The organism is Agarivorans litoreus, assembly GCF_019649015.1.
In the GTDB taxonomy this organism is placed as follows: domain Bacteria; phylum Pseudomonadota; class Gammaproteobacteria; order Enterobacterales; family Celerinatantimonadaceae; genus Agarivorans; species Agarivorans litoreus.
Genome location: NZ_BLPI01000001.1, coordinates 2,536,570 through 2,562,373 on the forward strand (window position 1 = coordinate 2,536,570; position 25,804 = coordinate 2,562,373).

Consider the following 25,804-nt stretch of genomic DNA (forward strand, 5'->3'; position numbering starts at 1 on the left):
AGTGTGAGCCTGTCATCACAAAGACATCAAGATAAGTTGATGCCTTTGTAAATAAAGCTTAACGGTTTGAATTGTAGGATTTATTTCTGTTGGTACTGGGCCGCTAGTTGACGGTAATCTTGGTATTTTTTGATTAGGTCGACCTGCTCTAGCTCTGCGTTGTCAAACAACAGCGCGCCGTTGTTTTGAAGTTGTAAGTAGACAGTGGCAGCCATGGTGATGACTTTGTCGATGCGCTTTAAGGTCATTGGGGTGCAACTCTTGCCACTAATGTCGTCGGCAATGTCTAAACAGTGGGAGCGGAAGCTTTCAGCAATAAATAGATTTTTCAGTGAGCGCTCGTTGTCTAACGCATATTCCCAGCGTTCAATAATTTCTGTTTGCCATTGGATAATTGCAGGTTGAGCATAGTTTTGTTTTAGCCAAATGAGCTTTTGAGTATAGATATCTAATGCGGCTTCTTTTAGCTCGCGATATACCGCTAGTTGGTCTGCAGCGGTCATCACGTCTTGATAGCGCAACAGGTAACCAAATACATTGCGCGTTTCAAGACGTTCAACAGCATGAAATTCGGGGGCACTTAGACCATCGCTGTTATAGTGCTCAAGGGGGTCGAAGGGGTACATATAACCAAAATCAAATAGGTGAATGTGGCGACCGTCATACAAAATATTGCCTGGTGACATGTCCCATTCCATTAAACCCGCTTGTTCTAATGCAAACTGTGTAGCAAAAATTTGACGAAAAATTTCACGACTAAAACTGCAAATTGGTTTGCCGTCTATCCAAGGTGACAAAATGAAACCTAAACGGTAATCGGCATACAAAGTAGCAACGATGTGTTGGTAGGCTTTAGCGGTAACTGGTTGATCTTTTAATGCTTGAATATCACGACGGCGCTGCACTTCGTTAAGGAAGGATGTTTCGCCATCAATGTTGTGCACTAAAGCTTGAGGGCGACGCCTCTTTAAATTGTAATGGCGACCATTTATGCATAAGTGGATAACCGTAGCGGTTAAACCACCGTTAAACACTTCAACAACATAAGGAGAGTCTAATTCTAACGAGGCTAACTGCTCGGGAGGCAGTGGACAGTTTGTCGGGTCTCCCACCACAATATTCTGCTCACCTTGTTGAAAATGCAGTTGCGCCTGTTGGCGTTGTTCAACAATTGCATTCATCCTTGCTCTCCATCCTTGTATTCTACTTTGTGAGTTTATTCTCATAAAAGGCCTGAGTAAGCGGATTTTGTGGGATGAAAACCGTTTCGATCACAAATAATATGCGCCTATAGAAGGGAATTAGCGCAGGATCACATTTAAGATCGTTGTTCTTAAATGTGAGTGAACGATGACGGCTATTGAAGAGTGTGCTGTTAGCTGTTGTTTTTGTTTAATGCTGCCCGCAGTGCGGCAATACCCTTATTGCCTTTTTCTTGGCGTTCTTCTGCGGTTTCTTTTTTACGGCGTTGCTCCCACACTAAATCGTTTTGTGGCAGTTCGTATAAAAAACGGCTTGGTTCTGGTTTGATAAGCTCACCAAATTGGCGACGCTCTTTAGTTAAGGTGAAGGTGAGTTCGCGCTGGGCACGAGTAATCCCTACATAGGCAAGGCGACGTTCTTCTTCTACATTGTCTTCATCAATACTGCTTTGGTGGGGCAATAAACCTTCTTCCATGCCGATGAGATACACGTAAGGAAATTCTAAACCTTTTGAGGCGTGCAAGGTCATTAATTGAACCTGGTCACTTTCTTCGTCTTCTTCGCCACGTTCCATCATGTCGCGTAAAATCAGCCGATTAACCACTTGCGGCAGGGTCATGGGTTCGTTGTCATTATCGCCCTCGAGCATGCCACTCACCCAGCGAAATAACTCAGAGACGTTCTTCATGCGCATTTCAGCGGCTTTAGGGCTAGGGCTGGTTTCGTAGAGGAAATCTTCGTAGTGAATATCACGGATCATGTCGCGTACAGCTTGCTGAGCGTCTCCTCGCTCAACGCGCTCGGCTAATGCTAATAGCCACTCACTAAATTGATTTACTGCATTAAGGGCCCGAGTGGGTAAAATGCTGGTCATTGCTATGTGGGTAGTGGCTGCAAACAAGCTGATTTGTTGCTCGTTGGCGTAGGTGCCCACTTTTTCTAAGGTAGTTGGGCCAATTTCGCGACGTGGCGTATTGATGACACGCAGCAAGGCGTTGTCGTCATCTTGGTTCACCAGTACCCGTAAATAGGCCATGATGTCTTTGATTTCAGCACGAGCAAAAAACGAAGTACCACCACTAATTTTATAGGGAACCCGATTGTTCATTAAGGTTTTTTCGAGCAATCGAGACTGGTGATTTCCGCGGTACAAAATGGCGTAATCTTTATAGCTAGCGTTATTCATGAAGCGGTGACCAATTAGCTCGGCCACTACGCGTTCTGATTCTTGCTCTTCGGTTTTCGCAAAGAGGATTTTAAGCGGTTCGCCATAGGCTAACTCGGAGAATAACGACTTCTCAAAAATGTGCTCATTATTTTCGATAAGGATGTTGGCGCATTTTAATATCCGCTGGGTTGAGCGATAGTTTTGCTCCAGCATAATCACTTCTAAAGCGGGGAAATCTTTTTGCAGTTGCATCAGGTTTTTAGGCTGAGCCCCGCGCCAAGAGTAAATGCTTTGGTCATCGTCACCCACCACGGTGAAGCAGGCGCGTTCTTGGGTAATTAATTTTACTAATTGATATTGGCTGGTATTGGTATCTTGATACTCATCTACCAATAAATATTGAATGGTATCTTGCCAACGTTTGCGCACTGCTGCGTCGTGAGTGAGCAGTAGCGTAGGCATTAAAATTAGGTCATCAAAGTCTAGTGCATTATAGGCGGTAAGCTGACGCTGATAGGCTTGGTACATGTGGGCAAACAATTGCTCTTGCTGGCTTTGGCCAGTAGCTCTTGCCACCGCTTGCGCCGGTAATACCAAATCATTCTTCCAGTTAGAGATGCAGCTTAGCAGTTGCTTGAGTAAGTCTTTGTCGCCTTCGAGCTGTTTTTCGGTGAGCTCTTTAAGCAAGGCCATTTGGTCTTGGTCATCAAATAACGAGAAGTTGGGTTTTAGCTTTAGGCTGCGGTATTCACGACGAATAATGTCTAAACCCAAGGTATGGAAGGTACATACCCGTAATCCCCGTGCTTCTTTACGTCCCATGGTTTGACCAACCCGCTCTTTCATCTCGCGGGCGGCTTTATTGGTGAAGGTTACCGCGGCAATGTTTTTGGCTTTATAGCCACAGTTTTGAATTAAATGGGCAATTTTGTTGGTAATAACCCGTGTTTTACCACTGCCCGCTCCTGCTAATACTAAGCAGGGGCCAGAGACGTAACTAACGGCTTTATCTTGTGCGGGATTTAACTTCACGAAGCTTTCCTTCTAAACGGGCCGTGCATTCTAGCCGATCATAGAGGGCTGATCTACGCTGCCTTGTTGCTTTCATATTCTTTAACAAAGGTAAGATTTTGTAAAATGAACAATTATTCATTGATTGTTTTTTGATGAGGAATATAATCGCGAAAAGACTGAACAAATGTTCATTTTTATGATTTCAGATAAACGTATACGTATATTGATGGCTGCTGAGGCGCTGATTAATAGATCAGGGCTTGAAGCGGTGTCTATTCATCGTGTGGCCAAGCAAGCAAAAGTAGCCACTGGCACTATCTATTTGTATTTTAAAGACAAAGACGAATTGATGGCGGAGCTGCATGAGCGTAATTTACGCTTGTTTGCTGAGGCATTTTTAGCCGGTGTTGATGAGTCGCAAAGCTTGCAGGCTAGTCACCGTTGTTTGTGGCTAAATGCATTACATTACCATCAAGAGAATGTAAACGTTCAACGCTTGTGGGTGCATTTAGAAACCTTACCGAAAAATGCTCGCCATAGAGCGCTTATCCAAGAATTATTTAAACCAGTAAAACTTTTTTTTAGTAGAGGGGTTGAGCAAGGCTGCTTTAAACCTTTACCAAGTGAAATGTTATACGCCTTGGCCTTTGGCCAAATACTCGAAATTTGTCGCTTTTCTCAACTGCGAGAAGTGAATTTTACAAAGCAAGACATGGATGCCGCGCTTTTAGCTAGCTGGGATGCTATTACCATACACCCTTAGTGATTGGAGTGGGAAATGAAAAAATGGATGGCAATCATGCTAGTCATAACAGTGATTCTGTTTGGCAGTGTGTTTGGATTTTACTTGTTTAAGCAAAAGATGATTGCCGAATTTATGGCTAATCGTCCGGTGCCAGAAATGCCAGTAGAAGTCGCTATGGCGAATGCGGAAGACTGGCAGCCAGCGATTGAATCAATTGGATTTATTGAGCCCTACCAAGGTGTGAATATTAGTAGCTCAGTAGCGGGCTTAGTGACCAAAATTCATTTCTCATCGGGTGATACGGTAAAAGCGGGTGAGCTATTAGTGAGCCTAGAAGCGGACGTTGAAAAAGCTAACCTAGCTAGTGCTAAGGCTAAGCTTCCGGCGGTTAAGCGCCAAATGGAGCGTAATAAAACCTTGCTGGAGCGTGGTTCGGTTTCGCAAACCCAGTTTGATGATTCGGAAGCTAACTACCTTGCCTTGGTCAGTGATATTGAAGCTCTTAAAGCCACCATTGAGCGCCGCGATATTCGCGCTCCGTTTAACGGTGTAATGGGCATTCGCCAAATCAACCTTGGTCAATACTTGCAAGCGGGTGATGACATTGCTCGTTTAGAGAACCTCGATCATATGTTGCTGCGCTTTATTGTGCCGCAAAAAGATATATCGCTAATTAATGTTGGTACCGAGATTGAGCTTAACTCTGATGCTTATCCTGCGCAGTGGTTTAAAGGCAAGATCACCACCATTGAACCAACCGTTGACCCACAAAGTGGTGTGATTCAGGTACAGGCTACCATTCCTAATGCTGAAGGGCTTTTGCGCTCTGGCATGTACGCTAGTGTACGTATTTGGCAAGCGGTTAAGCCTAATCAAATTGTGGTGCCGCAGCAGGCTATTTCGTTCTCCTTGTACGGTGAATCTATTTACGTGTTAGAAAGAGCAACTGCAGACGACGGCAGCGAAACCTTAATAGCTAAACAGCGCTCGGTAACGGTGGGTGAACGTCGCGGCGATGTTGCGGTTATCGATAAAGGCGTGAAGGCAGGGGAGCAAGTGGTGGTTTCTGGCCAAGTGCGTTTACGCAACGGGGCGCTGGTTCGTATTGTTGAAGATAGCTTCGTACAACGCGACCAAAACTTGCCAAAAGATTAGGAGCGTAGGTCATGAGATTTACCGATATTTTTATTCGGCGACCGATATTAGCGCTGTCTTTAAGTTTGCTGCTGCTGATTATTGGTATTCAATCAGTATTTAAGCTGCAAATTCGTGAGTATCCAGAGCTAACCAACACGGTTATTACCGTGAGCACCGCTTATTATGGTGCACCTGCAGAAGTTATTCAGGGTTTTATTACCCAGCCATTGCAGCAGTCGATTGCCGAGGCGGATAACTTAGATTTCTTGGAATCTAACTCTTCTATGGGCAGTAGTACCATTACGGCTTACATGAAGACAGGTGCCGACCCAGATGCCGCGCTGTCGGAGATTATGGCTAAAGTAAACGCAGTACGTGCGCGTTTACCCAGTGAAGCCTTAGATCCCAATATTTCGCGCTCAACTGGTTCTAGTACTTCGATTATGTACATCGCCTTTAGCAGTGATGAGCTAAAAGCGGCGCAAATTGTTGATTATGTAAACCGTAATGTGCAGCCGCAAATGGTTACGGTAACGGGCGTTGCCAAGGCCAATGTTTACGGGCCGCAATTGTCAATGCGGGTTTGGTTAGATCCAGTAAAATTGGCAAACCATAAACTTACTGCGGCAGAAGTGGTTAGCGCCTTACAAAATAATAACTTTAGGTCAGCACCAGGTCAGGCTAAAAGCCGCTTCTTCTTATATAACGTGGAAGCAGATACTGATCTTAAAACCCGTGCTGAGTTTGAGCAGTTGATTGTTGCGCGCAGTGAAAGTGGCATTGTTCGCTTAAACGATGTCGCTGAACTTGAGCTAAGCTCTGCCCGTGAAACCGTGCGAGCGAAAGCCGATGCACAAACGGCGGTTGTAGTAGCGATTGACCCAACACCCACCGCCAACCCGCTAACCGTTGCAAAATTGATTACGGAAATGTTGCCAGAGCTAGAAGCTAACCTTCCAGATAGCATGGGCATGAAAGTACTTTATGATTCAACGGAATACATTGAATCATCGATCAATGAAGTACTTACTACCATTGTGGAAGCCACCATTATTGTAGTGGTAGTGATTTTCTTGTTCATGGGTAACTTGCGGGCAGTATTGATTCCGGTTATTGCGATTCCGTTATCGCTGATTGGGGTGTGTTTGGCGATGCAAGCCCTAGGCTTCTCGCTAAACTTACTCACCTTGCTGGCCATGGTGTTGGCTATTGGTTTGGTGGTGGACGATGCCATTGTGGTAGTGGAAAACGTTGATCGGCATATTCGACAAGGGATGAAACCCTTTGATGCTGCCATTGTTGGTACCCGAGAAATTGCCTTGCCGGTAATTTCGATGACCATTACCTTAGCAGCAGTTTACTCGCCGATCGCCATGGTAGAAGGTTTAACCGGCGTATTGTTTGCAGAGTTTGCCCTTACCCTTGCCGGAGCGGTTGTAGTGTCGGGGTTTGTTGCCTTAACGCTATCGCCGGTGATGTGTTCGGTACTGCTTAAGCACAACCCTAATCCGGGCCGTTTTGAAGTAGGCGTTCATAAATTCCTAGATAGTTTAGACAGTGGCTACGACAAACTTGTTGGTGGGGTATTAAAGTACCGCCCTGTAGTGGTGATCTTCGCCATTATTGTGATGGGCTCTTTGTACCCATTGCTTAAGATTATTCCTTCCGAGCTCGCACCTGCCGAAGATAAAGGTGCAGCGATGATTATGACTAATGGCCCAGCCGGTGCAAACATTGATTACATGGATCAATACACCACCGAAGTGGGCCGACGAGGCATGGCTTTGGACGATATTGCCAGTGCATTTACTTTGGCGGGTATACCTAGTGCGACTCAGGGTTTAGGCTTCTTGAACACCACTTTGTGGGAAGATCGCACCATGAGCCAAGATGAGCTGGTTAAAGCGATTCAAGCCGAAACTGGCGACATCGCTGGTGTATCGGTAGCTTCGTTCCCGCTGCCGGTTTTACCCGGTGCCAGTGGTGGTTTCCCGGTGCAGTTTGTATTGCAAGGTACCGGTGATTACCGCACTTTGGTGGGCCTAGCGCAGGAGCTACAACAAGCTGCTATGCAAAGTGGTTACTTTGTATTTACCGACTTAGATACTAAGTTCCAAACGGCCACCTTAGATATTAAAGTTAACCGTGATAAAGCCGGTGCCTATGGGGTGAAAATGGCCGACATCGCCAGCACACTAGGTACTTTAATGGGCGATGGTTACATCAACCACATTAACTATGATGGTCGCTCTTATGAGGTGATTCCTCAGGTTAAGCGCGAAGACCGTTTAAGCCCTGAGGCAATTGGCCAGTTCTATGTGAAAACCGTTGATGGTAGCCCGGTACCGCTGGTTAATTTAATTGAATGGGACTTAACCGGTCAGCCAAGTTCGCTACTACAAATGAACCAAACTAACTCGGTAACCTTAAATGGGGCCTTAATGCCAGGCCAAACCATGGGAGATGCGCTTAAGTTCTTAGAGCAAAAATCTGCTGAGATTTTACCTAAGGGTTATGGCTTTGAGTACAAAGGTGAATCTCGTCAGTTTGTGCAAGAGGGTTCGGCCTTGTATGCCACCTTTGGTTTAGCATTGGCGATTATCTTCTTGGTGTTGGCAGCGCAGTTCGAAAGCATACGCGACCCCATTGTGATTATGGTGTCGGTACCGCTAGCGATTTGTGGTGCCTTGCTGATGATGGGCTGGGGCTTAGCCTCACTCAATATCTATACTCAGATTGGTATGATTACCTTAGTCGGTTTGATTACCAAACACGGTATTTTGATGTGTGAAGTGGCTAAAGAGCGTCAAATCTTGAAAGGTGAAGATAAGATCACCGCGATTCGTCATGCTGCTCGAATTCGTTTGCGAGCAATTTTGATGACCACCATCTCAATGGTGGCGGGCTTGGTGCCATTGCTGCTTGCTGTTGGTCCAGGTGCTGCAGCGCGCTTTGATATTGGTATGGTTATTTGTGCGGGTTTATCTATTGGTACGATATTTACCTTGTTCGTATTACCAGTGATTTACTCTTACTTAGGCGCAAACCATAAACCTGTGCCAAGTGTTGATCACTTGGTGGGTGATACGGTGGCCGACTAAGCCAACACTGTCGCTAGTAAAAAGCCCAAGCAATTGCTTGGGCTTTTTTATAATCGCGATACAAATAGCTTAATACTCAAAGCGTTTTAATTGCTGATTAAAGTCATCGGCCAGTTGGTTGAGCTGACCGCTAATTTGATTAGATTCATCCACTTGCTGAGAGTTTTGCGCGGCCACATCGGCAATACGCTCAATCAGAGAAGCAATCTCGCCAGCAACAGTAGTTTGCTCTTTTGCGGCAGAGGCAATGTGTAAGTTCATTTCGTTAATGCTGCCTATAGAGGTAACAATTTCCGACAACAAGCTTTCTGCTGTTTCTACTTGTTCTACAACTTCGTCGGTTCGGCTTTGGCTCTGCTCCATGGCGGTTACTGCGTTGTTAGCACCACCTTGAATCTTCTCGAGAATGCTTTGAATTTCGCTAGTGCTTTGTTGAGTTTTTTGCGCCAAGGTTCTTACTTCATCGGCTACTACGGCAAAGCCTCTCCCTTGGTCACCGGCGCGCGCTGCCTCAATGGCCGCATTAAGTGCCAGCAAGTTAGTTTGCTCGGCAATACCTTTAATTACAGCTAGAACCGCACCCACGTTATTGGCATCGGCGGCTAAATCTTTAACCACCTCACCAGCGTGGCTAATGTCAGCAACTTGAGTATTGATGCTGGCTATCACCTGCTTCATCGCTGCGGCGCCATTGTGTGCGGTTAAGTCGGTATTATGGGTGGTATCGGCGGTATTGGCGGCATTTTGCGATACCTCGTTGGCCGAGTGCGACATCTCTTGAATGGCAGTGGCCACTAAATCAGAACTTTCACGTTGTTGGTGAGTTCCTTTCGCGAGATCTTCTGACATGTTGTTTAACATGTTGGATGAGTTATGCAATTGTTCCCCTGATTGAGTTAAATCAGATACGGTGCTGAGCAAAAACTGTTGTAGTTTTCGAGTGGCACTGGCCAACTTGCCAAGTTCGTCACCGCGTTCAAGATGCACTTTAATGTTGAGTTTACCATTGGCTAATACGTCGATGTCTTTAACCAATGAGTTGATGGGTTTAATGCATTGCTTCTCCATAAATAAGAAGCTGACCACAATAACGAGTAAGCTACTAATACCAATGATAATGAAGCTAATATTACTCACTTGATGAGCTCGCTCAGTATTTTCCTCTACCAATACGGCGGTTATCGATTTAAGTTGGTCGCTAAGCTGCGCCATTGATTTTGACGGTGCTCTATCAATGCCTTTTACCGCATTATCACCAACTTTAAAATCAAAGCCTGCAGCTTCGTATTCGGCTTTACCTTTGGCGTAGGCTGAACCTAGTTTTCTATGTGAGGTTAAAAATTCTTCGGCAATAATGACAAGCTCTGGATAGTTAGCTTGTTTTAGTTCGCTAACGAGTTGCCGCACTTGTTCTTGTACTTGTTGTTGCTTTTCTTGGAAGCGGTCCCAGTATTTTTTATTTTGCTCAGGGTCGTGACCACGCAAAAGCACGTTTTTCCATTCTTGGATTTGAGTTTTAAATGCTATGTGGGACAGCAGAGCCACTTCTTCAAGATGTACTTCGTTACGGGTGAGTTTATCAAAGCTGTTTGCGGTTTCTCTTAGGTGCAGCGCTGTGTATATGGCTACCGCCATAAGCAGCACTAACGAAGCAACAAGAACCGACAGTATTTTGAAGCGTAGGCTGGTTTTATCCCAAGACATTTTTGCTCTCCTTTGCTCGGGGCTGTTTATCTTTCGCGGCTAAATTTTGTTCGAGACAAAATCGTTTTAAGCGCGGCGAGGCGTGTGTCGCCTAGCATTCTAGGTAAATACGCCTTAACAAAGCATAAAACGATTTTAGCCGAACCCTTCGGGGAGCGTTTGTGGCTTATTTCTACTGCGTTATCAGCTTCTCATGTAGGCTCACTACACATTAAAGCTTCTGCCTTGTATTAATAAGCCACAAACAGCTGCAAAAATCAGCTCGAAAGATAAACAGCCCCTAGTGACTTAAGCATAGAACAGCAAGCTAAAAAAACGAGGTAATCCTTTAGTTTTTTAAGGCTTAGTGAATATTGTTTAGACGTTTTAGTTGCTTTTGCTGGCCAGTTTTTTCAGCACTCGAGACACCGCTGCAAAGGCAAAACTCGCGGTGAGGTGAGTGACCGCACCAAAGCCACTGCTGCAATCCATGCGCATGCTACCGCCTGCGTCGGGCTTAGCCATACAGGTTTCACCATCACTGCTTGGGTAAATAAGTTGCTCGGTAGAATACACGCAATCTACCCCAAACTTACGTTTTGGGTTTTTGCTGAAGTTGTAGAATCTACGCAGCTCGTTGCGGACTTTGGCTGCTAGAGGATCTTGAATGGTTTTGGCCAAATCTGTAATTTGGATTTGCGTAGGATCTATTTGCCCGCCTGCGCCACCTACCGTTATGAGTTTGATTTTGTTGCGTTTACAGTAAGCAATTAAGGCTGATTTAGCTTTTACGCTATCAATGGCGTCAATCACATAATCAAAGTCTTTGGTGATGTATTCGCTAAGGTTATCTTTAGTGACAAAATCTTCAATTTCTAGGCATTGGCACTCTGGGTTGATCTGCAAAATACGCTGACGCATTACCTCGGTTTTTGACTGACCAACAGTGTTAGTAATCGCATGGATCTGACGATTGGTATTGGTGGTGCAGATGTCATCGAGATCTATCAGGGTGATTTTACCAATGCCACTTCTAGCCAAAGCCTCTGCTGCCCACGAGCCGACACCACCAATGCCAATTACACATACGTGGGATTGTTGGAAGGTGTTGAGCGCCGAGCGACCGTAAAGGCGGGCAATGCCGCCAAAGCGTTGTTCAAATTGAGACATGATAAACCACTATAAAAATAACGGCGTCGATTATAGCAAAGCCAAGGTGCTTGTTTAAGCATTAGGGTCTGTTGATCTTTGCTGATGGTTTTTGCAGCAATTTATTAGCCATTTAGGTAAGGCAGTGAGTGTGCAGTTAAGTGGGCTTAATAATCACTCGCTAACGCTGAATAAATGGCTAAGAAATGCTGCCCGAAGGGTTCGGATAAGTGAACTTTACTCTTTGTTAAGCACTTCTTGCTTAGCCCACTAGGCTTCAAAGTGCTCGCCGCGATTAAAGCCCGCTTATCTCGAACAAAATTTCAACACCAAAGATTAACAGCCCCTAGTCACAGCAATAAGGGGTGGGGTAAATTGGCGTACTTGTGTTAGATTTAAGGTATTGAAATTTGTGCTTATAAGCACTTGGAGTGAACTATGTTTCGAATTTTTTCGATTGCGTGTTTGTCTTTTATGGCCGCTGCATGCACGGTAAAACCAGCGCTAGATTACAACGTTGATCAAGATTTCTCTCAGTTCAAAGATTTTGCCTTTGCGCCTATGCCAGAAGATGCGGTGGTGACGATTGATGGTCAACGCATTGAGCGAGAATTAACCACTCAATTACAAGCTAAAGGCATGCAAGCCGTAGCGGTGGAAGAGGCCGACATGCTAGTTGATTATCGGGTTGATGTGGCTACTGAGCTAGAATCTTATGGCGGTTCATTCTCAATAGGTGTAGGTCGCCGTCATGGTGCAATAGGGGTGAGTTCACCCGACCGTTATAAGGAACGTAAGTACGGAAAACTGGTGGTAGAGTTTTTTGACCCAAAAACCAAGACATTGGTTTGGCGTTCGATTTCACAAAGCCAACTACGTGAAACCATGGGGCCAGAAAGTCGTGCTAAGTTCATCAATGAACAAGTCGCCTTGATGTTAGAAAACTACCCGCCCAAAGCCAACTAATAGATTAAAACACCCGCTAAATAGCCTATTTAGCGGGCAAGTTTTATTCTGCTAATACACTTCTATTTCGGCCATTTTGCTTGGCGCGATACATCGCTTTATCGGCGCGATCGACCAATAGGCTGGCAAGGATCTCATGGGTTTTTATTTGGGCAATACCACAGCTAATGCTCATGGTAAGTAAGTTGCCATCAATATCGAGTTCGCTTTGATTCACGGCTAAACGGATCTTTTCGGCCACTTCTAGGGCTGCTAATGCATCGCAGTTAGGCAGCAAAACAATAAATTCTTCACCGCCCCAACGGCATAAAATGTCCGATTGGCGAATATACTGGCGGGTTATTTCGGCTACTTTTTTTAAGGCTTTATCACCCACTAAGTGGCCATACTTATCGTTAACTTGCTTAAAGTGGTCGATGTCGAAAATGATGATGGAACAGGGGCTGTTGGCTCGGTGTTGAATATCTATAACTTGCTCTAAGCGACCTTCAAAGGTTTGACGATTATAGATACCGGTTAATTTGTCGGTGGATGCCAGCGTTTCTAAGCGGCGTTGATAGCGGCCTAGGGTAAAGTTAGCCACAATTAACATGCAAACCGTAACTAGCAGGCTAATGCTTAAGTTTATCCAAAGCGTGTGTTTTAGATCTTGAATCGCTGGAACATCTTGCTGTTCAACAATTAGGTACCAATTAAATTCTGGGATATAGCGAGCATTCAAATAGTGCTGTTGACCGTCTTCGCTAAAGCGGTAGCTGTTTTTAGCTCCGCTAAGTAATGAGGCTGCTTGAGAGGCTAAACCTTTGCGCAAGCTAATGTTTCTAGGGCCTTGGTAGTTAGCGCCACTTAAGGTGACATTGCCTAAGGCATCGATGAAGTAAACGCTGCGTTGATAGCGTGTTTGGTAGACTTGAATAAGCTCTTTTACAAACTCGATGTTAAGCCCAACCCCGGTTACACCAATCAACTTTTCTTCAAAATCGAATACTTTGTAATTTACAAAAACTGTTGTTCTGCTTTGGTCTGCAGTGTCGTAGTCAATGTTGATTTCGTACTCTTGGGAAGGGGGTAATTGGCTGACGCGATAAAACCAAGCATCATCTGGATCGTCTTTGGAGATGGTTTTTACTATTCCAGAGGGATGGTAGTAACGGCCACTGTGGCTAGAAACAAAAAAGCTAGTAATCGTTTGGTAGCGCCGTTGAATGTTGTCCAAATAACGAATCATTGGTTGAGCGTCATTTTCGCCGGAAATCGCCCAATCGCGAACAAAGGTATCTTGCGCCATTAATGATGAAATAAAGATCGGTTGTAATAAGTCTCGTTGAATTTCCGAATAAACGGTATCGCTAGTTAACGGCAGGTGATTAGATTCAATTTGCTCTCTTAGTGAAGTATGGGCAACTTGGTAGCTTAACCATGAGGTTAGCCAAAAGGCGCACAACAGCATAAAAGATAAGCCAAAAACAAACTTACGTTTGTCATTCCATGGACTATATATGGGCACCTGTGCTCCTTGCAAACTGGCCTTTATTCAAGATCTTAGTGTAAAGTTAATGTAATTCTTAGGCAACCAAACTGCTGCGGGTCGCCCTTGTAGTAACAAAAAGGTTAATATTCTAATGACTAATAATCAAGCGGCTCGACCGTCGCTATTTTATATAGAGTGTTTACGCTTTATCGCTGCCATAGCGGTAGTGGGTATTCACGTACTTGGCCCTTATCGAGATATGGTGCCTGAACTGGCTTGGCACGAGTGGCTTCCTGCTATTTCTCTTAATGCTATTAGCCGTTGGGCGGTACCTATTTTTATTATGATCAGTGGTGCTTTGCTGATGTCGGATCAGCGGCCATTTAATGCAGCCCATTATTTACCAAGGCGACTGGCCAAGGTGCTAGTGCCCTTTTTGGCTTGGACGGTGATTTATGCTTTTGTTGGCGGTTATCAAGAAGGGGCTTGGTCGTGGGAAGCAACAGCGACTTTGTTGGAGCATTCGCCTAACGAGCATACTTGGTATCACCTATGGTTCTTTTACGACTTCATCCCTCTCTATTTCGTGATTCCCTTGCTTGCTCCCCTACTTTATAAGATGGAGAAACAACGTATTTTGCTGCTACTAGCCGCTTGGTTAGTGCTTACTTTAATGCACTGGCTCAAAGTAGAAACGCCATTACGTCAAAACATTATTTTGTATAGCGGTTACCTAATAATGGGTTGGTATTTGTTTAATAACGACCAGCAAGCCCACTTGAAGTTTTGGTTGGCAACCGGTGGGGCGATGCTGGCATTTAATGTATTAGGCAGTGCCTTTTATATTTGGCAGCAGGGGGAATACAGCAGTGTATTCATGGGTTATAAAAGCTTGAATACTGCGGTGATTGCCATGAGCTTGTTTGTATTAATAAAAGCTTACGCCGAGCGAGTGCCACAAGGCTTTAGGCCATTTATTAAAACTATCTCAAAATACAGCTTTGGGATTTATTTAGTCCATCCTTTGTTTTTAATTCCGGTGCGTAATCCCGACTATGGCATTTATCAATGGTTTGGCCACTCTAGCATTGCACTTGTGGTGATTAGTGCTGCTGCCTTGGGGCTCGCCTTTGTGCTAAGTTGGCTGCTAACTCGCTCGTCGCTAACCCGCTGGTTGGTGCCTTAATGTTGAATAGCTTTAAACTAGTATTTGTAGAGGCCAGTGGTGTATAGCGTAAGTTTTAGGGTGAACGATAAGGTACAGCGAAAGCCGTATAAAACTAAATCGGGAGCGATGCGAGCCATTCGAAAATGGTTTCAAAAATATCCAGAAAGTGCCCATACCTTGGTTATGCTCTATGGCCCCGATCAAGAACCAATAAGCTTTACTAATGCCAGTGATGTTCCAGAAGCTACTGGTAAAGCGAGTGATTTTTATCGCAGTCAAGCTTGGTTAGATATACGTTATAAAGCCCTAAGTCAATATGGAAACCGTTGTGCTTGTTGCGGTAGAGGCGCAGACAATGGAGCGACTTTACATGTGGATCACATTAAGCCCCGTTCGTTGTATCCCGAGCTAGAACTGGAGCTAGATAACCTACAAGTGCTGTGTGACCTGTGCAATATGGGCAAGTCTAATAAATCTGAGAAGCAATGGCGTTAAACTGCTCAAGCTGCATCAATTTAAGAGAGCAACATGACTGAACAAATGCTAATGAAAAACGGCCTCGCAGAACCTGCGGTGCAGCGCATTGCCAAAGGGATTGTGGCGGTCTATCCCAAGTTCGACTGTGAACAATTTGTTGATTTAGCTCTTGATGGTTTAGAGGAGTTAGAACTTAAGCAGCGGGTTAATCATATTATTGGGGTATTACAACAAACTCTGCCTGAAGACTTTTCACAAACCTGCAAATTACTCACCGCTCTACCGCATCATTGGGATCGCGGTGACCCAGACGACAGCCTACGCGGTTTTGCTATTTGGCCGGTCACCGACTACGTTGCAGTGGCCGGAATAGCGCATCCTCAGCATGCCTTTAAGGCTTTGGCTGCATTAAGCCCATTATTTAGTGCGGAATTTGCTATTCGTCCATTTATTGAAAAGTATCCTGAACAAAGTTGGGAGCAGTTACTTGCTTGGACAACCAGTGACGATGAACACTTGCGACGCTTAGCGAGCGAAGGTTGTAGGCCGCGCCTTCCTTGGGGAGCGCAACTAAAAGAGTTGATCGCAGACCCCGCACCAATTTTACCGATCCTCGAAGCGCTTAAAAATGATAGTAGTTTGTATGTTCGTCGTTCAGTGGCAAATAATCTAAATGACATCGCTAAAGACCATCCAGAGTTAGTTCTGGATCTTTGCCAAGTGTGGCAAAAAGGTGCAAATGCCGATCTACAGTGGTTAATAAAACATGCCACACGAAGCTTAGTTAAGCAGGGCCACCCTAAAAGTTTTCCATTATTAGGTTATACCGCTGAGCCACAGGTAGATATTGAGGAGTTTGTATTGCTCAATAGTGAGCTAACAATGGGCGAAACTCTTAGCTTTGCCGTGGCCTTGCGAGCCCAAAAACCTCAACAAAAGTTTGTGCTGGATTACGCCATTCACTTTATGAAGGCTAACGGCAATACCGCAGCAAAGGTATTTAAGCTAAAAAACGTGAGCTTAGCTCAAGGCGAAATGTTTGCGATGGAGAAAAGCCATTCTTTTAAAGTAATTTCTACCCGTTGCTATTACCCAGGTGAGCATTTTGTTGCTATTCATATTAATGGCCAAGAGCGGGCACGATTAGCCTTCACGCTTAATACTTAAAGTATGAGTGCTGCAATTAAAGCAGACTCGTTTTCACTAGAGCGCTTTAGTTATTATACTATCTGGGCGGGAGTCACGGCGAATTTCACTGGTGTAAATTGCTGTTATCGTCCCAAACTTCCTGCGGTATTCTTGATCAATTTCTATGTAGTTTTCTTATAAGCGTTTACTAAATTAAGCAGCGAGTGTGAGCGCTAACATAATCTCTATTAAATAAATTTAACTGTTGAAATAAATGTGGGTAATTTGGGTCTTAGGCCGAATTTTGAACATTCGCTTAGTGCAGTATCAAGCCATGTCGACATTTGGTCGTAGAACATAATTTGATAGAGATAATGAGGGAACAAATCTATGAGCGTATTACCTAAGCATATTAAAAACCTACTACTGACATCGGCCCTGGTTGCCATGGCTAGCCTAAGCACGGTGGCTAATGCTGCAATAAAAGTAAAGGCCGAAAATTTTAGCCAGCAGCAAGGGGTACAAACAGAGCCTACAGCTGATGCTGATGGTGGCAATAATGTCGGTTATATTGAAAATGGCGATTGGGTGGAATATGCCATCGATGTACCCGCTGCGGGCGAGTATACTTTTGCAGTGCGAGTAGCCAGCGATACAGATGGCGGGCGTTTTGTTGTATTAGCGAATAACGCCGAAAAAGCCACGGTAAAGGTAAAAGGAACAGGCGGTTGGCAAAACTGGGTTACTCTAGAGAATCCCCTTAAGCTAGAAGCCGGTGCGCAAACCTTACGTTTTAACTTTAAAGGTTCATCAGGCTATTTGTTTAACATTAACTGGTTTGAGTTAAGCGCAAAATAGCTGCTACCGATGAAAAGCATGACTCATTGGTATTTAAGCCTTGCTAATGCGCAAGGCTTAAATATTTGCAGATAAATGGCAAATAAGTTAACCGCTCCTGCGTCTCACCCTTTAGCTCACTACAAAGGTCGTTTGATTAATATTGCTCATCGATTGGTGGTGAGATGCTTTTAGTCATGCCACTAAGGGTGAGACAAGTGTTGTTAACACACTAAAGAGGCTACATGCCCATGCGTTTACTAAAAGTTTTCAAATCATGTGTATATAAACTGCATTGAGTCTGTTGGCGCTTGGTAACTCGAGGCGCTAAATGACTTTCTCGTTTGTTTTTTATACTCATTTGGTGCAATAAGTAATCATGTGAATGGTTTATATTACTATTGAGTTTTCATGCCTTGATTATGTCATTAGAATGCCGCCAAGCTATTGAAGCATCGTTTAAAAGGTGCGATTTGAAGCCTATCTGCTTCGATTTTCGGTAAAGATGACAACATTAAACAAGGTAAGTAATGGAATACTTTAAATCTTTCTCTATTCGTCAAAAACTTTATATGCTGGTGGGCTTAGCCATATCGGTATTAGTGGCTTTACAGCTTCTTTCTATGCAAGAACTTAAACGCAGCTTGTTAAATGATCGTATCGACAAATTAAAAGCGTTAGTTGAAGTTACCACTGACAGTGTTGAATACTATCGCCAGCTTTTCTTAAGCGGTAAATTAAGCGAGCAAGAGGCAAAAGGCCAAGCTTTATCTTTAGTTAGAGGCTTACGTTATGAAGGTGGTCAATACCTATTTGTTGTAGATAAAAGCATGAAAATGCTGGCATACGGGGTTAATTTAGAAAAAGAAAACACCAATTGGTCTCAAGTTAAAGATCCCAATGGCGTGTATCTCATTCAAGAGATGTGGAAGCAAGTTAACGCCAATGGTGTTGCTCAAGTTAACTATCAATGGAACAAGCCTAATCAAACGGAATTAAGTGATAAGGTTACCTATGCCAAAGGTATTGAAGGCTGGAACTGGCTTGTGGCTACTGGCATTTATGTTGATGATGTTGATGCTATTTTCCAGCAAAAGTTACTTTCTTCACTAGTTTATTGGCTTTTAACCTTAGTGGTATTAGGTGGCGGTGCTTGGGTAATAGGTAAAGGTATCTATCAGCCGGTGCAAGGTTTGCTAGCGGTAATGCAGCAAGTTGCACAAAACAAAGATCTTACTGTTCGCGCAGCTGAATCCGGCGGGCAGGAAGTGAGTGCCATGGGCAAGGCCTTCAACAATATGCTCGACAGCTTTGATCTTAGTCTTCAAGAAGTGGCTTCGGCGGTAAGCCAAGTATCAAGTTCGTCGGAAGAGCTCTCAGTGATTACCGACAGTTCCCGCAAAGGCCTCAAGCAACAAGCTGCCGAAATCGACCAAGTCGCTACAGCGGTATCGCAGCTGAGTGTATCGGTAGATGATGTTGCGGAGCATACCAATAATACCTCTGCTCAAACGAAGCAAACCATGGATCAAGCCAACCAAGGATTTGGTACCGTAGTGGCGGCGCGTGCATCGGTAAGCCAATTGGCCGACGATGTAGAGCAAGCCGCCCAAGTTATTCAAGGTTTAGAGCAAGAGAGTGAGCATATTGGCTCAATCCTTACTGTTATAAGCAGCATTGCCGAACAAACAAATTTGCTGGCGCTAAACGCTGCCATTGAAGCTGCCCGAGCCGGCGACCAAGGCCGTGGTTTTGCGGTGGTAGCCGATGAAGTTAGAACCCTAGCTAAGCGAACTCAAGACTCAATTGGCGAAATTGAATCAATGATTAAGCGTTTACAAAATGGCTCGCAAAATGCGGTTAAGGTGATGATGCAAAGCAAAACCAATGTTGATCAAAGTGTGGCTCAAATGGAGCAAGTGAAGACTGCACTTGATGGCATGAACCAAGGAGTTAATATCATTAGCGATATGAGCGAGCGAGTGTCTAGTTCCTTATACGAACAAACTCAAGTAGCCAATGATATTAAAGAAAATGTAGTGGCGATTAGCTCAGTTGCCGAACATACCGCAGTGAGTGCCGAGCAAATTTCAGCGGCTAGCAAAGAGCTTTCAAGCTTGGCGGTGCACTTGCATCAAGTGACTAGCGCCTTTAAAGTCCAGTAATAACAGGCTATGCGTAGCTAGCGTAATTGCTGCCGTCATTGCCCTTGATGGCAAAGAAGTTAAGCTCAGCTAAGTTGCTGGGCTTTTTTGTTGTAACTGTTGTAATAGCTTGCTGTTGTTTTGAGCTTAGGTGAGCTAAATATGATTATTGTTTGCCTTTCTTGGTTTTTTGCTTGGGTATAATCGGCAAAAAAACGAGACTCTTAACACCATGAAAAACTTCATCTTATTGCTTTTTTGTAGCTTTGTTCTTGCAGGTTGTGCCTCTGAGCCGATTACCGTATTGCGCACCTCTCACGGGGAAGTGATTAGCGAACAAACGGTTTCTAAAACTAAATCTAGCGGTTTAGCGACAGTAGGTGGTGCAGCCATTGGCGGTTTGTTAGGCAACCAAGTTGGCGGCGGCCGCGGTAAAACTGTAGCCACTGTTGCTGGCGCGGTAGCTGGTGGTGCAGCCGGGCACCAAGTAACAAAAACCGAAGAGTTGCATTATCAATATGTTGTTCAAATGGACGACGGTGAAAAATTCATTTTGGAAACCAAAACTAAACGCCAGCCAATTGGCGCCAAAGTAGTGGTGGAGAACCTGTCTAATGGGCGTGAGCGGATTAATGTATTACCCTAATTATTAGTTTTATTTTAAGCCAGTAACTGGCTTCAGTAAGCCGTGTTCTATCATCGGATAACGTAAGCTAATTTTATGGTAGGTGCCGTCGCTAACAATTTGTTGCAGCCCTTTATTAAAACTCTTCAATAATAGATCTGCGCGATGAGTTTTGCGGGAAATCAGCAAGTGCACACTGGCGGTAATAATGTAGTTCTTGGACACTGATATTGCGGCTTGTTGGTGGGGAGTTAGCTGGTTTTTTATTAGCGCAGAGGCGGCTACACTATCAATGATGAAGGCATCGATTCTGCCTGCGAGGAGCTTTTTAAGGTTTTGTAAGTCAGAATTTACTTCTTGTATTTCATATTTTTGCTCTTTGCCCAATTGCCAAAATTCTTCAGAGTAGGTATAGCCTCTTACAGCCCCTATCACTTTCCCTTGCAGTGAGGATAAGCTGTTATATTCGCCATTTTTGGACAAACTTACTAAGATACTTCCTCCGTACCACAATGGATCAGAATGCAAAAAATGGCTGTTTCTTTGTTGTTTTTTTGCCCAGTAAGACGTAGCAGAGTAGGTTCCAGCTTGGCTAGCGCTTAAAGCGCGTTGCCAAGGTAAATAACGGTACTCAACATGTATATTGCTGGTTTTAAACGCAGCTTTAATGACAGCGTTAATGAAGCCATGGTCGTTTAGGTAATGAGAGGTAAAAGGTGGATGTTCTCCGGTGGCAATCGTTAGCTCTTGCGCTGAGACCTCAGCGCAAAACCAAAGCAATGCCAAGTAGCAATAAGCGGCAATCCTCAAACGTTGTATCCCTTATAGTTAAGCTGGCAATACCTTGAATTCTTGATTTATATGAAAATAGGTTTGCTGAACTGACATCTAAATTGTGGCACAAATTTTATGATTCGGTTCACCCTAGTGATTTCAATTGTGTTGATGAGGAAAAAATATTAATGGATGAAGATTATAGTGATAGCAACTGACTAAATACTACAGGCTAATTGGGCTATTAGTGAACGTTGACGGCAAATAACCAAGACCCCCGCATCTTTCTAAATCCTGCTTTGCACATTCACAAGGGCGTTGAAGTCACTCGCTGCACTCATACAGACTTCAACTTTTTTCCCTTGTTTATTTACGCTACTCGGCGAAGATGATGGGGATTGTTCCGTGTTGTTGTTTTCATCGCTACCTTACTTGGGGCACCCGCGGAATATTTGATTAGAGTTGGATTTCAACATCAAAAGAGTACTTTTAACACCTAGTTTAAATGATCTTAAAGCATAACTCGGAGCTGCTTTTTAGTTCCTCCATTATCGCTGAGTAGCGCAAGTGGCCAAGTGATGAAGTCGAAACCTGTTTGAGCGCAGCGAGTTTTTCGACGCACTTGGATACGAGCAACGGAGGAAGAAGATAATGCAGGGCGAGCTTTCTTTTTGCTTCGTTAAGCTTCACTCGCTCAAAGCTTAATGACGTCGCCGCAGGCGAAAGCTCTGCTTTTAGATTGCAAGTTTGATTACATATAATGGCGCGTTGGTCGTGCAGGTTTCGCCTTGACGGCGATGTACTTTTCTTTGCGTGGCCAAAGAAAAGTACACAAAAGAAAGGCCACCCCGCATCTTCTTGTATCCTGCGTTGCTCATCAATCAGCGCGCCTGCGCAACTCGCTTCGCTCAAACAATGCTCGGCTTTATCGCTGATTGACTGCGCTACTCGGCGAAGATGATGGGACTGATGCGTCTAGCATCGGTGTTATTCAAAGCTCGTGGCTAGCTCGATCCAATCCCTATATTTTGTCTTTTGGTGGTTTGGTATAACATTTTGGATCTCCACGGCCGTCATATAATAAGCCTGTATGGGAGATTTTTTGATAATGGCATTGTCTAGTGATTGTTCAAATTGACTATTTTTTCCCATGAGAGCCGCGATTTCTTGTGATAATAAAGTCCTATAGTTCACAGGGTAGCGTTTAGACTCAAAATCAATGGGGTAAGGTTGTTTATTAATTACCTTTTTTAAATTTGGAAAAGTATTAGAAGCGTCAATTTCTATTGAAATGTTGCTTGTTAATCGAGCGCCTTCTAATGCTCGCAGAATAGAGTCAGAACTATGGAGTTCAAATTTGCTATCTTTCATCAAACGATTTTCCATTATGCATTCGTAGTACTCGTAATAATGGTCATGAATAATCATTAGTGAAGCAAGTAGCAATAAGTCGATTTTGTCATCACGAAGGTTGACTAGGATAGCGAGAATTTTATCAACTAGTTGTTCAGTTTCTCGTAGAGGCAAAACATAGATATCTGATATGGAAGCTAACAACTCGAAAAAGTAGTCTTTATCGCCATCTAATTGCGGCCATATTTTTGGAAAGAACTCATCTGTTTGCTCGTTGGTTAAATAAGTAAGGTGGTTGGAGATGAATTCTAAGCGTGGTTGTTCTTTTAGCGTACAGCGACGTTTGAAAAAGCGTCCTAGGTAAACACCCGCTTCAAAGCCGTTACCGTAAACGGCTTTAACTGCATGTTGTAATTGTTCGGTATCGGTAGCCACAACAAAAATAATTTCAGGCATATCGAAGAAGTGTTTAATGACTTCCAGCATTTCCACCGCATAAGAGGGGCGGCAGCGATCTAATTCATCCACAAAAATAAAAGTAGGGTTTTGCTTACCTGAGCAGCTTTTTACTGCATCGATAAAGGCGGTGATACTGGTTTTAAAATCGTCGATGCTTTTGAGTTTTTGTTCGTGGTCTTTAAACATGGCTGCGACGATTTTACCCGCTGCATCGGTAAATTCGGGGCTGTTGGTGAAGTTGCCACTAGTGCCTTTTTCTATTACTTCGTCTAGGTTTACACCACTGGCTTTTTTGATTAAGGCTTTGGTTATCTCTGGCGCGGCGTGTTTGCAAAAGCCCCACACCTTACTTCCTATTTTTCTTATTGCTTGTTCATCTTTATCTTGTGATTGGTCGCGAAGTTGAGCGGTAATAGAAGCGACTACCGTCATCATTGGATCTTCAGAGAAGTCTTGTTTCCAAGCATCGATATAAACCGTGGGGTGCGTTTCTTGGATAGATGCTTGCCAGCGTTTTAGAAAGTAGGTTTTTCCTGTACCCCAACTAGAGTTGAGATTGAGCACGTAGCCTGTGGAAGAATGGGCAAGGAGAAACTGGGTTAGAAATTCAGCGTAAGTAGCGCGGTTAAGTTTGTCGGCAGAAAACTCTTCATCATTTTCCTTTATTAAAGGGGTACTCCAATCAAAGTTATATTTTTTATCTGCCACTTAACCCACTCCGTAAACTCTTATTGAGTAAAGTTATCATAAGCCTGCATATTTGTGGCTTACTTTCTAGTTAATGGTGGTTCCACAAATTTTTTCTTCTGAGTAATAATTGATTTTTGGGTTAGCTGGTTGTGCAGATTTCGCCTTGACGGCGACGTCATTTTTCTTTGACGAGCAAAGAAAAACGAAGCGAAAAGAAAACTCGCCCTGCATTATCTTCTTCCTGCGTTGCTCGTATCTAAGTGCGTCGAAAAACTCGCTACGCTCAAACAGGTTTCGACTTTATCACTTAGACACTTGCGCTACTCAGCGATAATGAAGGTATGAAAAGAGATGACGCTTTGTGTTGCGGCGCTTTTATAACAGATACTTAAAATATATTTAGCTTAGCGAAATCAAGAGCTCTAAATGCACGCATTTGAAGTTAAGAATTATTAATCACAAATCCATTCAATAAAAGAAACCTCAATAACTATTCAAGTGGGGGCTTCCCCATCATCTTCGCCGAGTAGCGGAAATGAGCTAGGGAAATAAGTTGAAGCCTGTGTGAGCGTAGCGAGTTGCTTCAACGCCCTAGTGAGTGAGCAACGCAGGTTTTTAGAAGATGCAGGGCAGCCTTTCTTTTGCTTCGTTTTCTTTGGCTGTTCAAAGAAAATGACGTCGCCGCAGGCGAAAGCTCTGCTTTTAGATTGCAACTCTGGTTACACATCGTGGCGTATTGGTTGTGCGGGGTTCGTCTTGGCTCCAGATAGGCTGAACGCGAAAGCATTTTAGCTAATGCCAAATAATAGAAAACAAAAAAGCCCCGAGCATTGCTCAGGGCTTTTTACATCCACCATTAGCTAATCGTCATTAGCCAAAAGCAAGAAGATTAACCACCTACGGCGATTTTCTTCATGTCTTTCATGTAGCCACGAAGTTTCTTACCTACGATTTCTACAGGGTGGCTACGTAGCGCTTCGTTTACTTCGATAAGGCGAGCGTTATCAACGCCGTTGCTTTGCTCTTCAAAACCTTTACCAATGTACTCTAGGCTGATGTTGTTCACGGTGTCGCGCAATAGTGGCACAGCAGCGTGAGAGAATAGGTAACAACCGTATTCTGCAGTATCAGAGATTACTACGTTCATTTCGTATAAACGCTTACGGGCAATGGTGTTAGCAATTAGCGGAGTTTCGTGTAGTGACTCGTAGTAAGCACTTTCTTCGATGATGCCTGCAGCAACCATAGTTTCGAATGCTAGTTCAACACCGGCTTTAACTAGGGCAACTAAGATAATGCCTTTGTCGAAGAATTCTTGTTCAGTGATTTCTACGTCTGATACTGGTGCATTTTCAAAACCGCTTTCGCCAGTTTCTTCACGCCACTTAAGCAAATTAACGTCGTCGTTGGCCCAATCTTTCATCATGGTTGATGAGAACTCGCCTTCAATGATGTCGTCCATGTGCTTTTCAAACAATGGGCGCATTAGGTCTTTAAGTTCTTCGGCTAGATCAAAACACTTGATTTTAGCTGGGTTAGATAGGCGATCTACCATGTTGGTAATGCCACCGTGCTTAAGTGCTTCGGTTACTGTTTCCCAACCAAACTGGATAAGTTTAGCGGCGTAACCTGGCTCAATGCCTTCGGCAACCATTTTGTCGTAACCTAAGATGGCACCAGTTTGTAGCACACCACAAAGGATGGTTTGCTCACCCATAAGGTCAGACTTTACTTCAGCTACGAAAGAAGATTCTAGAACACCAGCGCGGTCGCCACCGGTTGCAGAAGCGTAAGCTTTAGCAATCGCAAGGCCGTTACCTTGTGGGTCGTTTTCTGGGTGAACAGCGATTAGGGTTGGAACACCAAAACCACGTTTGTATTCTTCACGTACTTCAGTACCTGGACACTTAGGTGCAACCATTACTACGGTAATGTCTTCACGTACTTGCATGCCTTCTTCAACAATGTTGAAGCCGTGTGAGTAAGCTAGGGTAGAACCTTGCTTCATAAGTGGCATTACAGTTTCAACAACGTTGCTGTGCTGCTTGTCTGGAGTAAGGTTAAGAACCATATCCGCTTGTGGGATAAGCTCTTCGTAAGTACCTACTTTAAAACCGTTGTCGGTTGCTTGAACAAAAGAAGCACGCTTCTCTTTAATGGCAGCATCGCGTAAAGCGTAAGAAATGTTTAGGCCAGAATCACGCATGTTTAGACCTTGGTTTAGGCCTTGAGCGCCACAACCCACTACAACGATGTTCCAGTCTTTAATAAAGTTACAACCATCAGCAAATTCGCTGCGATCCATAAAACGACATTTACCTAATTGCTCTAGCTTTTGGCGTAGGCTTAGGGTGTTGAAATAATTAGCCATGTTCGACTCCGTAAAAATAGCGTTAATCAAATGATGATGGTGTTGTTGTGTTTACGAGATCCCGATGCACTTCTTTTTTGAGTGCGTTTCTTTATACCTGTCTCGTGATGGGCTCAATATAAACCGAAAGGCGCATTGCGT

The 25,804-nt window shown here is 44.0% G+C and carries 19 protein-coding genes; 10 read left to right on the forward strand and 9 right to left on the reverse strand.

The window, feature by feature from the left end:
* Positions 1 to 80 precede the first annotated feature (80 nt).
* Together K5L93_RS11785 and rep are read right to left on the reverse strand one after the other, a co-directional pair.
* Complete coding sequence (locus K5L93_RS11785; protein ID WP_220720022.1) at positions 81 to 1,181, reverse strand: protein kinase family protein; 1,101 nt, start codon at positions 1,179 to 1,181, stop codon at positions 81 to 83.
* Positions 1,182 to 1,375: 194 nt separating this feature from the next.
* A complete protein-coding gene (gene rep, locus K5L93_RS11790; RefSeq protein ID WP_220720023.1) occupies positions 1,376 to 3,403 on the reverse strand; it encodes a DNA helicase Rep in 2,028 nt (675 codons plus the stop codon).
* Between the two features lie 166 nt (positions 3,404 to 3,569).
* Between rep and K5L93_RS11795 the strand changes: the two genes are divergently transcribed.
* Genes K5L93_RS11795 through K5L93_RS11805 form a run of 3 tightly spaced genes read left to right on the forward strand, consistent with a single transcriptional unit; the run spans position 3,570 to position 8,368 of the window.
* A complete protein-coding gene (locus K5L93_RS11795; protein WP_220720024.1) occupies positions 3,570 to 4,148 on the forward strand; it encodes a TetR/AcrR family transcriptional regulator in 579 nt (192 codons plus the stop codon).
* Between the two features lie 15 nt (positions 4,149 to 4,163).
* A complete protein-coding gene (locus K5L93_RS11800) occupies positions 4,164 to 5,285 on the forward strand; it encodes an efflux RND transporter periplasmic adaptor subunit (RefSeq protein WP_220720025.1) in 1,122 nt (373 codons plus the stop codon).
* A gap of 11 nt (positions 5,286 to 5,296) precedes the next feature.
* Positions 5,297 to 8,368, forward strand: coding sequence for an efflux RND transporter permease subunit (locus tag K5L93_RS11805; RefSeq protein ID WP_220720026.1), 3,072 nt, complete (start codon positions 5,297 to 5,299; stop codon positions 8,366 to 8,368).
* A gap of 69 nt (positions 8,369 to 8,437) precedes the next feature.
* Here K5L93_RS11805 and K5L93_RS11810 read toward each other — a convergent pair whose 3' ends face one another.
* Both K5L93_RS11810 and tcdA read right to left on the reverse strand, forming a co-directional pair.
* The gene (locus K5L93_RS11810; protein ID WP_220720027.1) at positions 8,438 to 10,072 is read right to left on the reverse strand and encodes a methyl-accepting chemotaxis protein; all 1,635 of its coding nucleotides are present in this window, start codon (positions 10,070 to 10,072) and stop codon (positions 8,438 to 8,440) included.
* 366 nt (positions 10,073 to 10,438) lie between these two features.
* Complete coding sequence (tcdA, locus tag K5L93_RS11815) at positions 10,439 to 11,221, reverse strand: tRNA cyclic N6-threonylcarbamoyladenosine(37) synthase TcdA (protein ID WP_220720028.1); 783 nt, start codon at positions 11,219 to 11,221, stop codon at positions 10,439 to 10,441.
* A gap of 417 nt (positions 11,222 to 11,638) precedes the next feature.
* Between tcdA and K5L93_RS11820 the strand changes: the two genes are divergently transcribed.
* Positions 11,639 to 12,166, forward strand: coding sequence for a DUF4136 domain-containing protein (locus tag K5L93_RS11820; protein WP_220720029.1), 528 nt, complete (start codon positions 11,639 to 11,641; stop codon positions 12,164 to 12,166).
* Positions 12,167 to 12,209: 43 nt separating this feature from the next.
* Here the strand turns inward: K5L93_RS11820 and K5L93_RS11825 are convergent, their stop codons facing one another.
* Entirely contained in the window at positions 12,210 to 13,616 is a 1,407-nt protein-coding gene (locus K5L93_RS11825; protein WP_220721511.1) for a sensor domain-containing diguanylate cyclase, read from the reverse strand.
* A gap of 172 nt (positions 13,617 to 13,788) precedes the next feature.
* Here K5L93_RS11825 and K5L93_RS11830 point away from each other — a divergent pair, with 172 nt between their 5' ends.
* The 6 genes from K5L93_RS11830 to K5L93_RS11855 all read left to right on the forward strand — a co-directional run bounded on the left by K5L93_RS11830 (position 13,789) and on the right by K5L93_RS11855 (position 20,037).
* Positions 13,789 to 14,823 (forward strand): acyltransferase, encoded by a 1,035-nt coding sequence (locus K5L93_RS11830; protein ID WP_220720030.1) that lies wholly within the window; start codon positions 13,789 to 13,791, stop codon positions 14,821 to 14,823.
* Between the two features lie 60 nt (positions 14,824 to 14,883).
* Positions 14,884 to 15,300: an HNH endonuclease gene (locus K5L93_RS11835; RefSeq protein WP_220720031.1), complete on the forward strand. Its 417-nt coding sequence runs from the start codon at positions 14,884 to 14,886 to the stop codon at positions 15,298 to 15,300.
* 33 nt (positions 15,301 to 15,333) lie between these two features.
* Entirely contained in the window at positions 15,334 to 16,449 is a 1,116-nt protein-coding gene (locus tag K5L93_RS11840) for a DNA alkylation repair protein (protein ID WP_220720032.1), read from the forward strand.
* Positions 16,450 to 16,800: 351 nt separating this feature from the next.
* Positions 16,801 to 17,268: a carbohydrate-binding protein gene (locus tag K5L93_RS11845; RefSeq protein WP_220720033.1), complete on the forward strand. Its 468-nt coding sequence runs from the start codon at positions 16,801 to 16,803 to the stop codon at positions 17,266 to 17,268.
* 509 nt (positions 17,269 to 17,777) lie between these two features.
* On the forward strand, positions 17,778 to 19,412 hold the full coding sequence (locus K5L93_RS11850) for a methyl-accepting chemotaxis protein (RefSeq protein WP_220720034.1): 1,635 nt from the start codon (positions 17,778 to 17,780) through the stop codon (positions 19,410 to 19,412).
* A 211-nt stretch (positions 19,413 to 19,623) separates the two neighbouring features.
* The gene (locus K5L93_RS11855) at positions 19,624 to 20,037 is read left to right on the forward strand and encodes a glycine zipper 2TM domain-containing protein (RefSeq protein ID WP_220720035.1); all 414 of its coding nucleotides are present in this window, start codon (positions 19,624 to 19,626) and stop codon (positions 20,035 to 20,037) included.
* A 9-nt stretch (positions 20,038 to 20,046) separates the two neighbouring features.
* Here K5L93_RS11855 and K5L93_RS11860 read toward each other — a convergent pair whose 3' ends face one another.
* The 4 genes from K5L93_RS11860 to ilvC all read right to left on the reverse strand — a co-directional run bounded on the left by K5L93_RS11860 (position 20,047) and on the right by ilvC (position 25,663).
* Complete coding sequence (locus tag K5L93_RS11860; RefSeq protein ID WP_220720036.1) at positions 20,047 to 20,826, reverse strand: substrate-binding periplasmic protein; 780 nt, start codon at positions 20,824 to 20,826, stop codon at positions 20,047 to 20,049.
* A gap of 465 nt (positions 20,827 to 21,291) precedes the next feature.
* Complete coding sequence (locus K5L93_RS11865; RefSeq protein WP_220720037.1) at positions 21,292 to 21,702, reverse strand: hypothetical protein; 411 nt, start codon at positions 21,700 to 21,702, stop codon at positions 21,292 to 21,294.
* Between the two features lie 75 nt (positions 21,703 to 21,777).
* Positions 21,778 to 23,310 carry a KAP family P-loop NTPase fold protein gene (locus tag K5L93_RS11870; RefSeq protein ID WP_220720038.1) on the reverse strand — a complete coding sequence of 511 codons (1,533 nt, stop codon included), beginning with the start codon at positions 23,308 to 23,310 and terminating at the stop codon, positions 21,778 to 21,780.
* 871 nt (positions 23,311 to 24,181) lie between these two features.
* Entirely contained in the window at positions 24,182 to 25,663 is a 1,482-nt protein-coding gene (gene ilvC, locus K5L93_RS11875; protein ID WP_220720039.1) for a ketol-acid reductoisomerase, read from the reverse strand.
* Positions 25,664 to 25,804: the final 141 nt, after the last annotated feature.

Bases quoted from the DNA above. Each gene is read 5' to 3' on its own strand.
- K5L93_RS11820 (WP_220720029.1), top strand. From the start codon at position 11,639: ATGTTTCGAATTTTTTCGATTGCGTGTTTGTCTTTTATGGCCGCTGCA.
- K5L93_RS11810 (WP_220720027.1), bottom strand. From the start codon at position 10,072: ATGTCTTGGGATAAAACCAGCCTACGCTTCAAAATACTGTCGGTTCTT.
- K5L93_RS11805 (WP_220720026.1), top strand. From the start codon at position 5,297: ATGAGATTTACCGATATTTTTATTCGGCGACCGATATTAGCGCTGTCT.
- tcdA (WP_220720028.1), bottom strand. From the start codon at position 11,221: ATGTCTCAATTTGAACAACGCTTTGGCGGCATTGCCCGCCTTTACGGT.
- K5L93_RS11845 (WP_220720033.1), top strand. From the start codon at position 16,801: ATGAGCGTATTACCTAAGCATATTAAAAACCTACTACTGACATCGGCC.
- K5L93_RS11785 (WP_220720022.1), bottom strand. From the start codon at position 1,181: ATGAATGCAATTGTTGAACAACGCCAACAGGCGCAACTGCATTTTCAA.
- K5L93_RS11840 (WP_220720032.1), top strand. From the start codon at position 15,334: ATGACTGAACAAATGCTAATGAAAAACGGCCTCGCAGAACCTGCGGTG.
- K5L93_RS11830 (WP_220720030.1), top strand. From the start codon at position 13,789: ATGACTAATAATCAAGCGGCTCGACCGTCGCTATTTTATATAGAGTGT.
- K5L93_RS11800 (WP_220720025.1), top strand. From the start codon at position 4,164: ATGAAAAAATGGATGGCAATCATGCTAGTCATAACAGTGATTCTGTTT.
- K5L93_RS11825 (WP_220721511.1), bottom strand. From the start codon at position 13,616: ATGCTGTTGTGCGCCTTTTGGCTAACCTCATGGTTAAGCTACCAAGTT.
- ilvC (WP_220720039.1), bottom strand. From the start codon at position 25,663: ATGGCTAATTATTTCAACACCCTAAGCCTACGCCAAAAGCTAGAGCAA.
- K5L93_RS11855 (WP_220720035.1), top strand. From the start codon at position 19,624: ATGAAAAACTTCATCTTATTGCTTTTTTGTAGCTTTGTTCTTGCAGGT.
- K5L93_RS11850 (WP_220720034.1), top strand. From the start codon at position 17,778: ATGGAATACTTTAAATCTTTCTCTATTCGTCAAAAACTTTATATGCTG.
- K5L93_RS11795 (WP_220720024.1), top strand. From the start codon at position 3,570: ATGTTCATTTTTATGATTTCAGATAAACGTATACGTATATTGATGGCT.